Origin of the sequence: Pseudomonas brassicacearum, from assembly GCF_003732225.1 — a bacterium.
Lineage (GTDB): Bacteria > Pseudomonadota > Gammaproteobacteria > Pseudomonadales > Pseudomonadaceae > Aquipseudomonas > Aquipseudomonas brassicacearum_E.
Map to the genome: position 1 here is coordinate 1 of NZ_MOBJ01000022.1, position 13,258 is coordinate 13,258.

Genomic DNA, 13,258 nt, shown 5'->3' on the forward strand with positions numbered 1-13,258 from the left:
GAAACCCCTATCTGCGACCGCAGGTAGGGGTTTTGTTTTGCCTGCGAGAAAGTACGCGAGCAACCTGACTAGCTTGCTCGCGCTAGCTTCCACTGTCTGGCCAGACGCACATAGACAATCACATTGATCAGCAATACCAGGCAGCCCAGCCATAGCTGTATCGCCGGAGTTAGTCCGGCCGGGTATATCAACGGCCATACATAATGCTCAATGAAACTGTCACCGTAACCGTCCTGTCCGGCGGTTTGGCGCAAAAAGTTTTCCCAGCGGGTCAGCGGGCAGGTCAACTGGAAGACTTCGACTACCACGCCCCATACGACTGCGGGCAGGTGCCACCAGATCAAGTGCCGCCATTTGAGCGCCAGCAGTCCGCCGAAGAGCACGAACAGAATGAACAGCAGATGAAACAGCACCAGCCCGTCGGCGGCGATTCGGTAACCCATGACGACTCCGTCCTCTAACGTATTTCCATAGCAGCCGGCTATGCGGTTTTGCTGAAGTAAGACTGTTCGACGTCACCAAAACCTTACGTTCCCATCGTGATTCTTTGTCCTTCCCTGCGCCACCTATACTCAAAATACAGTGGTTGGAAACGCTGGCTATTCCGTGCGGACAGCGGATAGGTTAGCGCTGTCGTGTCATTTCTCGGGGGACTGCGATCTTGAATCTGCGTTTCCTGCTCGTTGTCTTGCTGGTGGTGTTGGCAGGATGTGCCACAGCACATCGCGCCTCCGAGCCGACTGCGCCGGTTGTGATCCCGGAAGCGACCTGGCAGCAGATTGATAAAGATATAGACACCGCTTCATTGGCCTCCAAAGGGGTAGTCAAACGCTACACACGTGGCGCCATGGAGCGCTGGAGAGAGATGGTCTACCAGCGCACCGAAACAGACTTCATCCCGTGGTTTACCAGCTATTGGACCCAACAATGGCTGTCTGCGAAGGTGGGTTGGTACAAGATGAGCAGTGGGGGAGAGGTCGATCCTGTGGTAAACCGGCTAACGGTCTACCTGCAGGAGCAATACCATGAGCGCGTGCTGGATCCCGTCGCCAAGGTCACCGATCCCAACGCGATCATGGTCGACGCAATTGCCCTCTATTTACAGACCCTCGACGCGCATCTCGTGGAGATCCAGCAGCACTACAGTGCACCTCAAGATCAATTCGACCGTCGACTCAACGACATTCCGGCCATTGCGTTGGCACCTCCCCCCGCACGCAACGCTTCGCTCTATCAAATTGCTCACGCCGAACCGGTTACCAATCTGCCAGCCTACCAGGCCTTGATCGAACGAGTCCGCAGCGCCAACAGCGGTGCGGGAGCTGGGTTATCGGACGCCGGTATATCGTCGGTGGCCAAGCGAGCCGGTGAAAAACTCGAAGCCCAGATTGCCACCCGTAGTGCCGCCGGTGCTGTTGCCGCGGCAGTTGGCCGAGTGGCGGGGGCAGTGATTTCCGTTGTATCGGCTAGTATTGGTGCCGTCTCGAACGAGCATGATCGACCGGCGACGGAAGTGCAGCTACGCAAAAGCCTGGGCGACGCGTTCGACAAGGCGTGGCTTGGATTGATGGAGAACGAGGCTAATGGGGTAATGGCGGGGGTCTACTACATTTCGGGACAGATAGAAGGCAGTCTCGCTAAAAACTTACCGGTCGTGCCCGAACCTGCACCGCTGGAGTCTCCTCTGCAAGGCGGTCAGGCTCTTCAACTGGAAAATAGCCCACCTTCTACTCAGCAGACGGACATCCATTGAGGGGCGCGCTGGCCATTTTACTGATCAGGCTGGCCAGTCGTTTTACGTTGTTCTGATGAGCTCCCACCAGATCGTCGATGGTTGAGCCCGCCGGTGTTTGCAGCGTTGTACGGCAGGTCGGCGGTGCGCTGCTTGCATCAGTTCCCGCAGTTTTCAGGCGCCATTTCACATCGACGAGTGCGTAGTGACCGGGAACAGAATCAAAACGCTGCACATCGACCCGCAGCGATACTTTGCGCTGAGACGCCGTGCCGGACAACTGATCGACCAGGGCACTTTTCAACTCATCGGACAGGCTGGCCCCCCACCATTCGGTTTCCAGTATTGCCAGGCCACTGTTGCCTTGGCGAATGACGATTTGCGGGCGGTCGACCTGAGGTGGCACGGTGACCCGCTCAATCTGGATATCCGCGCCGCCGGGCGAGCCCGTGGCCGGCTGGGCTGGGGTCAAGGTGTGGTAATGAATCGGATCACTGCGGCACGCAGCGAGCAGCACCGCCAGACTGAGCAACGAAACTTTCAGCGATAAAGGCATGGGCGTGCTCCGGGGTCAGTTGCTCGAAGACGGTTGCAGGTTCAGTACGGGAAGACCTTTGGGCCGCCCGCGCAGCAAGGATTCCGGGTGCTGGGTCAGGTAGTCCGACAACTCACGCAGCGAGCGTGACATACGCCCGAGTTCGTCCAGGGTTTCGCGCAGTTGTTCACGTTGTGGTGAGTCTTCGGCGAGGGTCGAGCTGGCCGATTGCAGGGTTTTGCTCATGTCCTGCAAGGTGTTCTGTACACCAGGCAGTGTCTTGCTGTTGACCTGTTTGAGACCTTTGCGCAGTTCCGTCAGGTTGTTATCGAGGTTACTGGCGATGCGCTCGATCGGCAGTTTGTTGATCTTCTCGATCATCGCCTGGAACTGCTCTTGCAGTTGTTCGAGGCTCGCAGGAACAGTGGGTATCCTGAGCGGCCGGGCATTGGGATCGTAGGCAACTTTTGCGGCTTTGGGGAAGAAATCCAGCGCAATATACAGCTGCCCGGTCAACAAATTGCCATTACGTGCCTGAGCGCGCAGACCATTTTCGACAAAGCTCCCCATAAGCCGGTTAACGGCCTGTTCGTCGTCGGGATTGTAGTTCAAGACCTTGAGCATCTTGATATGGGCCTGTCCGAGGCGTTGCGGGTAGATCACGATGCCCACGTTGATGGGGAAACTGTGGGTCTTCTCGTCGAAGTCCAGATTGATCGCGACCACCTTGCCGATTTCCAGACCCTGGAATTCCACGGGGGCATCGACTTTCAAACCGCGTAACGCCTGATCAAAACGCAGCGACAGGAATTGCGCCTTGCCATTAGGTGGGGCGAGGGCGGTCTGTTGATTGTCGAACAGCTCGAAGTTCTTGTCTTCGGCGGCTGGTTGATCGTTGGGGCTGTAGTCTGGAGCACGGAAGGTAATACCGCCTACCAGCAAGGCTGACAGTGACTCGGTTTTGAACGCAAAGCCATTGGCGCCGACATCGATAGCGATACCGCTGACGTTCCAGAAACGAGTGTTTTCGGTGACGTGGGCATCATTCGGCGCCTTGACGAAGACTTGGATATCCACACCCTTGCCCTCTGAGTCCAGGGCATAGGCGACCACCTGGCCGACCGGAATCTTGCGGTAATAAACAGGAGAGCCAATATCCAGTGAGCCAAGATCCTGAGTGTGCAGCATGAACCGTTTGCCCGGTTCACCAAGGGTGAGGGGCGGCGGGGTCTCCAGGCCGGTGAAGGTTTTTGCGCGGGCATCGGCGTTGCCGGCGTCGGCGCCGACAAAGGCGCCCGAGAGCAAGGTGTCAATTCCAGACACGCCACCGGCACCAATGCGTGGCCGCACGACCCAGAACTTCGAGTCTTCGCGAGTGAAGGATTCAGCCTGTTTAACGAGTTTTACCGTGGCATTGACGCTCTTCTGATCGTCGCTCAATTCGACGTCGGAGACATGGCCGATCACCACGTTGCGGTACCTGACCTCGGTCTTGTTGGCCGTCAGACCTTCGCCGGTCTTGAAGTTGAGGGTAATGGTCGGCCCTTGTTGCAGCACGTTGTGCACCACCAGGGAAATCCCGACCAGCACCGCGACAATCGGCACGATCCATACCAGCGAAACACTCCAGCGACGGGTCTTGATGTCGGCATGGCCGGGCACTGGCTGCCCCTCAGTGGCTTGCGACTTCATCCATGACCTCCTCGGATTTTCGGTTTTCCCAAATCAGGCGAGGATCGAAACTCATCGCCGACAACATGGTGAACACCACCACCATGCCAAAGAACAGAATCCCTGACCGGGGTTCGATATCGCCCAGCGCCTGGAACTTGACCAGTGCTGCTACCAGCGCGACGACAATCACATCGAGCATCGACCAGTAGCCGATCAGCTCGACGAAACGGTAGAGTTTCGAGCGCTCTCTACGAGCCCAGAGGCTGCGGCGTTGTGCGGTGATCAGCAGCAGCGAGAGGGCAACGAACTTGATGCCCGGCACCGCGATACTGGCGACGAAAATGATCAGTGCAATGTCCCAGGCACCATGCTCCCAGAACTCCAGCACGCCGCCGATAATGGTGCTTTCGGAGCCACTGCCGAACATGCTGGTGTTCATCACCGGCAACACGTTGGCCGGAACATAGAACACCAGTGCAGCCAGCAGGTAGGCCCAGGTCCGGGTCAGTGAGTTGGCTTTGCGCACATGCAGTGGTGCGCCGCAGCGCTCACACTCTTGGGGGTGGTCGGTCATGTCACAGGCATTGCTGCAGCTGTGGCACAGGCAAAGGTTGAGATCGCGGGCCTCAGGTGCGCTGTTCATAGGCTGTCCCACAGGTCGCGAATATCGCGGCCGGCAATCCGGATCAGCAGCAGACTCAGCGCCGCGAGGGCGAACAGGCCGATGCCTGGCAGTACATCAAGCAGGCCCGCGAGTTTGAATACCGCGACCATCGCCCCCAGCAGGCAGACCTCGAGCATGCTCCAGGGCCTGAGGGTTTCCATCCAGCGCATGCACAGCTTGAACGCCGGCGAACGTTTGGCTGCAAGGGCGAAACTCAAGACCCAGATCAACAACAGCAGTTGAATGATCGGCGCGATGATCATGGCGATAGCTGCGACCATGGCAATAAAGGTGATCGGCCCCTGGCTGAGCGCCAGCACCGAGTCCCATAAGGTGGCACTGTTCTTCAGGCCTTGCAGGCTGATACTCATCACCGGATAGAAATTGGCGAAAATCCACAGCACGGCGGCCGTCAAACTCAAGGCCAGACGTTGTTCCACCGACAATCCGTTGTAGCGCTGAAGTACTCCACCACAACGTGGGCACAGGGCGCTTTGATGTTTGGCGAGCGCGACTTTTTCATACACGCAATCGCAATGTTCACAGATGATCAAATGATCAGTCCTGGTCATGGTTCGCGCTCAAGGGAAGTCGGAAGCTGCAGGCAGTTAAATGAATATAGAAGTGCCTCGCGATAGAGCAAATTTAAAGTGCAGGGCTTGAGACGATACTGGAGAGAACGGTAGCGGTTCATGGACTTCACAACGAAAAACTGCGCGTTCCTGATGATCAAGAACGCGCAGTCAACGTTATGGACTGATGAGCGAGGGGCGCTATTCGCCGCGAATGTACTGCTCCAGCTGTTGGATCAGCTCGGCCTGCTCGGCAATGGCTTCCTTGACCAGGTCGCCGATGGACAGCAAGCCCAGCAGTTGGCCATTTTCCACCACCGGCAAATGACGCAGGTGCTTGTCGGTCATGATGTTCATGCAGGTTTGCACGGATTGATGGGAGTCCACCGTGATCACCGGCGAGTTCATGATGTCGCTGACGGGCGTACCGACCGAGGAACGACCTTTGAGCACCAGTTTGCGCGCATAGTCGCGTTCACTGATCACGCCAACGATTCGACCGTCTTCGAGTACCGGCAATGCACCGACGTTTTTTGCGGCCATCACCATCAGCGCTTCCAGCACCATCTGATGCGAGTTGATGGTATGAACCTGCTGGTTCTGTTCAGCCTTTAACTTGAGCAGTTGCGCGACGGTCTTCATGGGGGCCTCTCCGGTGTTGTACTTATTAGGCGTCGCCAGCGCGCTGACGCTTATACAGAATCATAGACGCACGCCAACAGAGCAAGAGGGTAAAGCGGCATTCAGGAGTTCTATAAGCGTCATGGAAGGGGGGGGGCAGCTATCGACGGTGCTGTTTCGCTCTTGGCACGAGAGTGACCGCGCTCCTGGCAGTCGCTGATAACCCGGGCGGGTTATCAGCGTCCTGACACGCTCACTTAGCAGTAGCGATCGATCACGCACACATCGGACTGATTCTGTGCGCTCTTCCACGCCTGATTCAGAGTTTCAAGAACACGTCCGACAAAGTCTTTGTCGGCCGCGGCTTTCTTGCCCACATAACCCTGGCCGCGACGGTACATCTTCAGTCGGGCGCGCAAGTCACGTGTGTTCTTTTCGAACTCATCTTCATGGGCGTGGGGCGACAGGCAGTCGATATGCACCTGGCCAGACTCGGCAATCCACAGGATATGGCTGTCATGGCTGTCTTTGTGCGCTGCGAACATCCGAGCCAGTTCATCAATAGTCGGTTGATTGTTCAGATTCATTTGTATGCCCCTTGACCAGTGTTTGATCTGTCTAGTTGATTCGCTAATTCACTTCTCTACGTCGGTAAGTTGATATCTGGTACCGAAACCAGGGCGACAGTGGGTGTCTGCCGAATATCGGCAGGGCCTTGAGCAGGATGCATGTAGTCTTGCCGAGAAACTGCTACGCACTTGCGGCACAGCGGGGAGAAGCAGCGATTGCCTGGATGTTGCTACCGACATAAACCAGTCGGCCACAAGCATCTTGAGGATTGATCGCCAGCGCTTCTCGTCCTTGTACTGGACGCGCATGCCAGGTCAGCTTCATCAATCTGCCTTGTGGGCAGTACACATCCGGGAACAGCTCGGCGGTCAGTCGAGCTTTTTCACAACACTTTTGCCAATGCTCCCGATCGGGGAGACGTCCGCATCATGCAAGGGGAAAAACAACTCGTCAACGGTTTTGTAGTGAATATTTTAAATCACTACATAAAACGCTTTGGCGCCGGCAGGGTCGGCCTAGAGCCTTGTCCTACAATCACTTGCGGGATAAACGCAAAGGCAGCCGTGAGCACCGATGACGCGTAGAATCACCCTGTGAAATAGTCTTCGAGGTTGCAGTGGTGGATTTACAGCAGGGCTTCGTCTTGACCCGGCATTGGCGCGACACCCCGGCCGGCACGCAAGTCGAGTTCTGGTTGGCGACCGATCAAGGCCCAAGGCTTGTCCGGCTGCCGGTTCAGCCGTCGGTGGCGTTCGTTCCCGAGCAGCAGCGCGAGCAGGCCGAGTTGCTGTTGCGTGGCGAGCAGGGTGTCGAGTTACGGCCATTGGGGCTACAGGATTTTCAGCATCGGCCGGTGTTCGGGCTGTATTGCCAGCAGCACCGCCAGTTGATGCACCTCGACACCCTGTTGCGCAGGGCCGGTGTCGACGTCTTCGAAGCTGACATTCGCCCGCCGGAACGCTACCTGATGGAGCGCTTCATCACCGCTCCCGTGTCGTTTACTGGAACGGCAGATGACTCCGGCCTATTGCTCGACGCCCATCTCAAACCTGCGCCGGACTATCGTCCGCGTCTGAAACTGGTTTCGCTGGATATCGAAACTACCGAACAGGGCGAGTTGTATTCGATTGCACTCGAGGGCTGTGGTCAGCGCCAGGTCTACATGCTCGGGGCGCCAAATGGCGATGACTCGCGGGTGGATTTTGCGCTCGAGTACTGCGACTCCCGGACCCTGTTGCTGAAAAAACTCAACGAGTGGTTTGCGCTCCATGACCCCGACGCAATCATCGGCTGGAACCTGGTGCAGTTCGACCTGCGCGTGCTGCACGAGCATGCCCGGCGCCTGGCGGTGCCGTTGCGTTTGGGGCGTGGCGGTGAGGAAATGCACTGGCGCGAACACGGTTCGGGCAACAATCACTTCTTTGCCGCAGCCGCTGGCCGGCTGATCATCGATGGCATCGAGTCGCTGCGTTCGGCGACCTGGAGCTTTCCTTCGTTCAGCCTGGAAAACGTCGCGCAGACCTTGCTGGGCGAAGGCAAATCGATCGACAACCCGTACCAGCGCATGGACGAAATCAACCGCATGTTCGCCGAGGACAAGCCCGCACTGGCGCGCTATAACCTCAAGGACTGCGAGCTGGTGACGCGAATCTTCGCCAAGACCGAACTGCTGACCTTCTTGCTCGAGCGCGCCAGCGTCACCGGTTTGCCGGCCGACCGCAGCGGCGGTTCGGTGGCGGCGTTCACTCATCTCTACATGCCGTTGATGCATCGCCAGGGTTTTGTTGCACCGAACCTTGGCGAGCGTCCGCCACAGGCCAGCCCCGGCGGGTTTGTCATGGACTCGCAACCGGGGCTGTACGAATCGGTGCTGGTGCTCGACTACAAGAGTCTGTACCCGTCGATCATCCGTACCTTTTTGATCGACCCGGTTGGGTTGGTGGAAGGCCTGCGCCACCCTGATGACAGCGAGTCGGTGCCGGGTTTCCGTGGTGCGCGTTTCTCGCGGACGCGGCATTGCCTGCCGGCGATTGTCGCCCGTGTATCGGAAGGTCGGGAAGTTGCCAAGCGCGAGCACAACGCGCCGCTTTCCCAGGCCTTGAAGATCATCATGAACGCGTTTTATGGCGTGCTAGGCTCCAGTGGCTGCCGGTTTTTCGATACGCGCCTGGCATCATCGATCACCTTGCGCGGGCACGAGATCATGCTCAGGACTCGCCAACTGATCGAGGCCCAAGGGCACGCGGTGATTTATGGTGACACCGACTCGACCTTCGTCTGGCTGCGGCGAGCCCACGGTCAGGAAGAAGCGGCGCAGATCGGTCGGGCGCTGGTGGCGCACGTCAACCAATGGTGGCGTGACCATCTGCTGAAGGAATTCGGGTTGCACAGCGTACTCGAACTGCAATTCGAAACTCACTTTCGGCGCTTTCTGATGCCGACCATTCGCGGCGCAGAGGAGGGCAGCAAGAAGCGCTATGCCGGGCTGGTGACGCGCGCCGACGGTACTGACGAAATGGTCTACAAAGGCCTGGAAACCGTGCGCACCGACTGGTCGCCGCTGGCTCGGCAATTTCAACAGGAACTCTACCTGCGAATCTTTCACCGTCGGCCTTATCAGGATTATGTTCGCGAGTTTGTGCGCGCGACATTGGCCGGTGAGCACGATGACTTGCTGATCTATCGCAAGCGCCTGCGCCGTCCATTGGACGACTATCAACGCAACGTACCGCCCCATGTGCGCGCCGCGCGCCTCGCCGACGAATACAACGATCGACAAGGCCGGCCACGCCAGTATCAGAGCGGTGGCTGGATCAGTTACGTGATCACGGTGGCGGGGCCCGAACCGCTGGAAACCCGCAGCGCGCCGATTGACTATGACCATTACGTCAGTCGCCAGTTGCAACCGGTGGCCGACGCGATCCTGCCATTTGTCGACGACGATTTCGGCACGCTGATTGGCGGGCAATTGGGTTTGTTCTAAGCCTTAGACCATCGCTAGCCGATGCTTGCGGGTGGGTGCGCGAAACGCTCGATCAAGCGCCTGAAGATCTTCAGCGTCGAGCTTCAATTCTCCAGCGGCGGCGTTCAACCGCACGTGCTCAGGATGTACGGCTTTGGGGATGGCAATCACCCCGTCCTGACGCAGCAGCCAGGCCAGTGACACCTGGGCCGCAGTGACGTTATGGCGTGCGGCGATCTGCTTCAGTGTCGGCTCGACCAGAAGGCCCCCGGCCTGGGCAATCGGACAATAAGCCATCAACGGCATGCGCTGTTGCTGGCACCAGGGCAGCAGGTCGAATTCGATGCCGCGCTCCTCGAGGTTGTAGAGCACCTGATTGGTCGCGCAGGCCTCAGAGGCCAATTCGTGCAGGTCCGCCACATCGAAATTGGACACGCCCCAACGGCCAATTTTGCCGTCGTCGCGCAGGCGTTCGAAGGCTTCGACGGTTTCTTCCAGCGGAAATTGCCCACGCCAGTGCAGTAAATACAGATCGATGTAGTCGGTGCCCAAACGGCGCAAGCTGCGTTCGCAAGCCAGGGGAATACCGCGATGACTGGCGTTATGCGGGTAGACCTTGCTGACTAGAAACACCTGATCACGAACACTGGCAATGGCTTCGCCAACCACTTCCTCTGCACCACCCTCGGCATACATCTCTGCGGTGTCGATCAGCGTCATTCCCAACTCGATACCGGTGCGCAATGCGGCGATTTCACGGGTTCGTTGTTGTGGGTCTTCACCCATGCGCCAGGTTCCCTGACCCATCACCGGGACGGGTACGCCGGCCAGTTCGAGCGTTCGCATGACAACCTCCAGACGAGACTTGATGAATAGAAATTGGGCCGCAGCGAAACCAGGAGGTTCTATCGCACACTCGACGCAATTCATTGCTTATATTCAAAAGGAATAAATATCTAGTTATTTATTCCTTTGTTTGGTGTTCGATCAGGTGCATTTTAGGGGCTCGCACAGCAGTGCTCACGTAGCCCAACTCGACAGGAAGCGTAGTCATGACCATCAAAGCGATCAACGTCCGCAATCAGTTCAAAGGCATCGTCAAGGAAATCCTGGAAGGGCCGGTGGTCTCTGAAGTCGATGTGCAAACCGCCTCCGGCATTGTCACTTCGGTGATTACCACGCGCTCGATTCGCGATCTCGAATTGGTGGTGGGCAGCGAAGTCATCGCCTTCGTCAAATCCACCGAGGTGTCGATCGCCAAGCTCTGACGCAGGTGCTAAGCGTCTGGCCAAGTCACCTACCTGCACAGCACGCCAAAAGCGATAAGGGCAATGGCGTCCACTTATTTCTAAGCGGACGCCATCGCCCTTATCGGAACGCCAAATGCGCCAGTGAAACGCTTGCAATCAACTCAGCAGATACACCGGAAAACATTCACACAAGTGCATCACCCGGCGCCGGGTGTTATCCAGCAGCGCCGCGTTGCTCGGTTGTTCCAGCAGGTCGGCGATCAGGTTCGCCACTTCAGCGCACTCCGCCTCGCCAAAGCCCCGGGTCGTCAGTGCTGGCGTGCCAATGCGGATGCCGCTGGTGATCGCCGGTTTCTGCGGGTCGTCGGGAATCGCGTTTTTGTTTAGCGTGATGTGGGCGTTTTCCAGCAGCGCTTCGGCATCTTTGCCGGTGATGTTCATCGAGCGTAGATCGAGCAGGAACATGTGGCAGTCGGTGCCGCCGGATACCACGCGCAAACCACGGCGGGTCAGGATGTCGGCCATGGTCCGGGCGTTGTTGATCACCCGTTGCTGGTAATGCTTGAACCCATCGCCAAGGGCTTCGTTGAACGCCACGGCCTTGGCCGCGATGACGTGCATCAGCGGCCCGCCCTGGTAAACCGGGAAAATCGTCTTGTCCAGCAGCGCAGCGTATTGCGCTTTGGCCAGGATCAGACCGCCGCGCGGGCCACGCAAGGTTTTGTGGGTGGTGGAGGTGATGAAGTCGGCGATGCCGACCGGTGACGGGTACACACCCGCCGCAATCAGCCCGGCGTAGTGCGCCATGTCGACCATCAGGTAAGCGCCGATTTCATCGCAGATGTTGCGAAAACGCTGGAAATCAATGGTTCGGGAATACGCCGAGGCCCCGGCAATGATCATCTTCGGCCGGTGCTCCCGGGCCAGCGCTTCCATTTCGGCGTAGTCGAGGGTCTCGGTTTCCTTCTCCAGCCCATAGGAAAATGCTTTGTAGAACTTGCCGGAAAAATTTACCGAGGCGCCATGGGTCAGGTGCCCGCCATGGGCCAGGGACATCCCCAGAATCGTGTCGCCGGGTTCGAGCACCGCCAGAAACACCGCTTGGTTGGCTTGGGACCCGGAGTGCGGTTGGACGTTGACGTATTCGCAGTCGAACAGTTTGCGGGCGCGCTCGATGGCCAGGTTTTCGATCTCGTCGACGACATTGCAACCGCCGTAGTAGCGCTTACCCGGATAGCCTTCGGCATATTTGTTGGTGAGCACCGACCCTTGGGCCTGGAGCACTTCTTCGCTGACATAGTTTTCTGAAGCGATCAGCTCCAGGTGGGTTTCCTGGCGATTGCGTTCGCGGTTGATCAGGCGGGCGATGGCGGGGTCGAAATTCTGCAGGCTCATGGTCGGCTGCCCTCGGCGATGGCGGCGGCTTTGCTTTCCCGGGTGTAGGTCAGCACGAAGTGCGCCACAAGGCCGAAGATCAAGCCCCAGAACGCGGCGGCCAAACCGAGGAAGCTCATGCCCGAGGCAGTGACCAGGAAGGTGATCAGCGCCGCTTCACGTTGTTTCTCGTCCGCCATGGCGCCGGTCATTCCGGCGCTGATTGCACCGAACAAGGCCAGGCCGGCGAGGGAGGCAATCAACTCTTTAGGCAAGGCGGAAAACACCGAGGCCAGGGTCGCGCCAAAGGTACCCATCAGAATGTAGAACACCCCGCAGGCGATCCCGGCGATGTAGCGTTTGTCACGGTCTTCGTGGGCTTCGCGGCCGGTGCAGATCGCCGCCGTAATCGCTGCCAGGTTAAAGCCATGGGAGCCGAACGGTGCCATCAGAATCGAGCCAATCGCGGTGACCGAAATGATCGAGCGCGCCGGGGTGTTGTAGCCCGAGGTGCGCAACACCGCCATGCCGGGGACGTACTGGCCGGTCAGGGTCACCAGGGCCAGTGGCAGGCCGATGTTGATGATTGCGTGCCAGCTCCAGTCGGGGGCGATGAAGACCGGGTGGGCCACTGCGATGGTGATTGAGCTGCTGTTGAGTTCACCGAACGAGGCGGCCACGGCGCAACCGATAATCAGCACCGAGAGAATGGCGTAGCGCGGCGAAAAGCGTTTGAAGATCAGGTAGGCCGCGATCATCGACAGCACTAGCACCGGTTGCAGCTTGATTGAGGTGAACAGCTCGGCGCCGAAGCGAAACAGAATGCCTGCGAGCATGGCGGCAGCGATGGCTTTGGGCAGGCGACTCATCAGTTTGTCAAATGCCCCGGACAAACCGACCACGGCGATGATCACCGACGCCACTACATAGGCGCCGATGGCCTGAGGCAGGCTAACGGTGGGCAACATCGACACCAGCAATGCCGCGCCCGGCGTCGACCACGCCGTGATCACCGGAATCCGCAGGCGCCAGCTCAGGAACAGGCCGGTAATGCCGCTGCCGATGGAAATCGCCCAGATCCACGAAGACACCATGTCGTTGGGCAGATGGGCTTCCTTGGCTGCCTGAAACACGATGATCAAAGGGCCGGCATAGGAAATGATCACGGCGATGAAGCCCGCAATGACCGCTGACAGGGATAGATCCTTTCTGAGTGTGTCCATGATGTCTCGACTTGGCGCGGCAGAGTCGCGCAGTGATCAGGGGTGGATTGAGTCGATTGATTCGATTCGAGATGAGTGTAT

The 13,258-nt window shown here is 58.3% G+C and carries 13 protein-coding genes; 3 read left to right on the top strand and 10 right to left on the bottom strand.

Features of this window, described 5'->3' with window-relative positions; genetic code table 11:
* Positions 1 to 68 precede the first annotated feature (68 nt).
* The gene (locus BK659_RS23670; RefSeq protein WP_123427602.1) at positions 69 to 443 is read right to left on the bottom strand and encodes a DUF2784 domain-containing protein; all 375 of its coding nucleotides are present in this window, start codon (positions 441 to 443) and stop codon (positions 69 to 71) included.
* Between the two features lie 218 nt (positions 444 to 661).
* Between BK659_RS23670 and BK659_RS23675 the strand changes: the two genes are divergently transcribed.
* Entirely contained in the window at positions 662 to 1,753 is a 1,092-nt protein-coding gene (locus BK659_RS23675; protein ID WP_123427604.1) for a hypothetical protein, read from the top strand.
* Here the strand turns inward: BK659_RS23675 and BK659_RS23680 are convergent.
* The 6 genes from BK659_RS23680 to BK659_RS23705 all read right to left on the bottom strand — a co-directional run bounded on the left by BK659_RS23680 (position 1,728) and on the right by BK659_RS23705 (position 6,385).
* Positions 1,728 to 2,288 carry a PqiC family protein gene (locus BK659_RS23680; protein ID WP_123427606.1) on the bottom strand — a complete coding sequence of 187 codons (561 nt, stop codon included), beginning with the start codon at positions 2,286 to 2,288 and terminating at the stop codon, positions 1,728 to 1,730. The genes BK659_RS23675 and BK659_RS23680 overlap by 26 nt on opposite strands.
* A 15-nt stretch (positions 2,289 to 2,303) precedes the next feature.
* On the bottom strand, positions 2,304 to 3,959 hold the full coding sequence (locus tag BK659_RS23685) for a PqiB family protein (RefSeq protein ID WP_123427608.1): 1,656 nt from the start codon (positions 3,957 to 3,959) through the stop codon (positions 2,304 to 2,306).
* Positions 3,940 to 4,584 carry a paraquat-inducible protein A gene (locus BK659_RS23690; protein ID WP_123427610.1) on the bottom strand — a complete coding sequence of 215 codons (645 nt, stop codon included), beginning with the start codon at positions 4,582 to 4,584 and terminating at the stop codon, positions 3,940 to 3,942. Before BK659_RS23690 ends, BK659_RS23685 begins: the two co-directional genes overlap by 20 nt.
* The gene (locus BK659_RS23695) at positions 4,581 to 5,177 is read right to left on the bottom strand and encodes a paraquat-inducible protein A (protein WP_123427612.1); all 597 of its coding nucleotides are present in this window, start codon (positions 5,175 to 5,177) and stop codon (positions 4,581 to 4,583) included. Before BK659_RS23695 ends, BK659_RS23690 begins: the two co-directional genes overlap by 4 nt.
* A 201-nt stretch (positions 5,178 to 5,378) precedes the next feature.
* Positions 5,379 to 5,819, bottom strand: a complete 441-nt coding sequence (locus tag BK659_RS23700; RefSeq protein WP_071554753.1) for a CBS domain-containing protein — start codon at positions 5,817 to 5,819, stop codon at positions 5,379 to 5,381.
* Positions 5,820 to 6,055: 236 nt separating this feature from the next.
* Positions 6,056 to 6,385, bottom strand: coding sequence for a hypothetical protein (locus tag BK659_RS23705; RefSeq protein WP_123427614.1), 330 nt, complete (start codon positions 6,383 to 6,385; stop codon positions 6,056 to 6,058).
* Between the two features lie 602 nt (positions 6,386 to 6,987).
* On the opposite strand from BK659_RS23705, the gene BK659_RS23710 reads away from it, so the two are divergent.
* A complete protein-coding gene (locus tag BK659_RS23710; RefSeq protein ID WP_185015460.1) occupies positions 6,988 to 9,351 on the top strand; it encodes a DNA polymerase II in 2,364 nt (787 codons plus the stop codon).
* A 3-nt stretch (positions 9,352 to 9,354) separates the two neighbouring features.
* Here the strand turns inward: BK659_RS23710 and BK659_RS23715 are convergent, their stop codons facing one another.
* A complete protein-coding gene (locus tag BK659_RS23715; protein WP_123427618.1) occupies positions 9,355 to 10,176 on the bottom strand; it encodes an aldo/keto reductase in 822 nt (273 codons plus the stop codon).
* A 206-nt stretch (positions 10,177 to 10,382) separates the two neighbouring features.
* Between BK659_RS23715 and BK659_RS23720 the strand changes: the two genes are divergently transcribed.
* Entirely contained in the window at positions 10,383 to 10,598 is a 216-nt protein-coding gene (locus BK659_RS23720; protein WP_054598130.1) for a TOBE domain-containing protein, read from the top strand.
* Between the two features lie 138 nt (positions 10,599 to 10,736).
* Here the strand turns inward: BK659_RS23720 and glyA are convergent, their stop codons facing one another.
* On the bottom strand, positions 10,737 to 11,975 hold the full coding sequence (gene glyA, locus BK659_RS23725; protein WP_123427620.1) for a serine hydroxymethyltransferase: 1,239 nt from the start codon (positions 11,973 to 11,975) through the stop codon (positions 10,737 to 10,739).
* Positions 11,972 to 13,177 (bottom strand): benzoate/H(+) symporter BenE family transporter, encoded by a 1,206-nt coding sequence (locus tag BK659_RS23730; RefSeq protein ID WP_123427622.1) that lies wholly within the window; start codon positions 13,175 to 13,177, stop codon positions 11,972 to 11,974. Before BK659_RS23730 ends, glyA begins: the two co-directional genes overlap by 4 nt.
* Between the last annotated feature and the right edge of the window lie 81 nt (positions 13,178 to 13,258).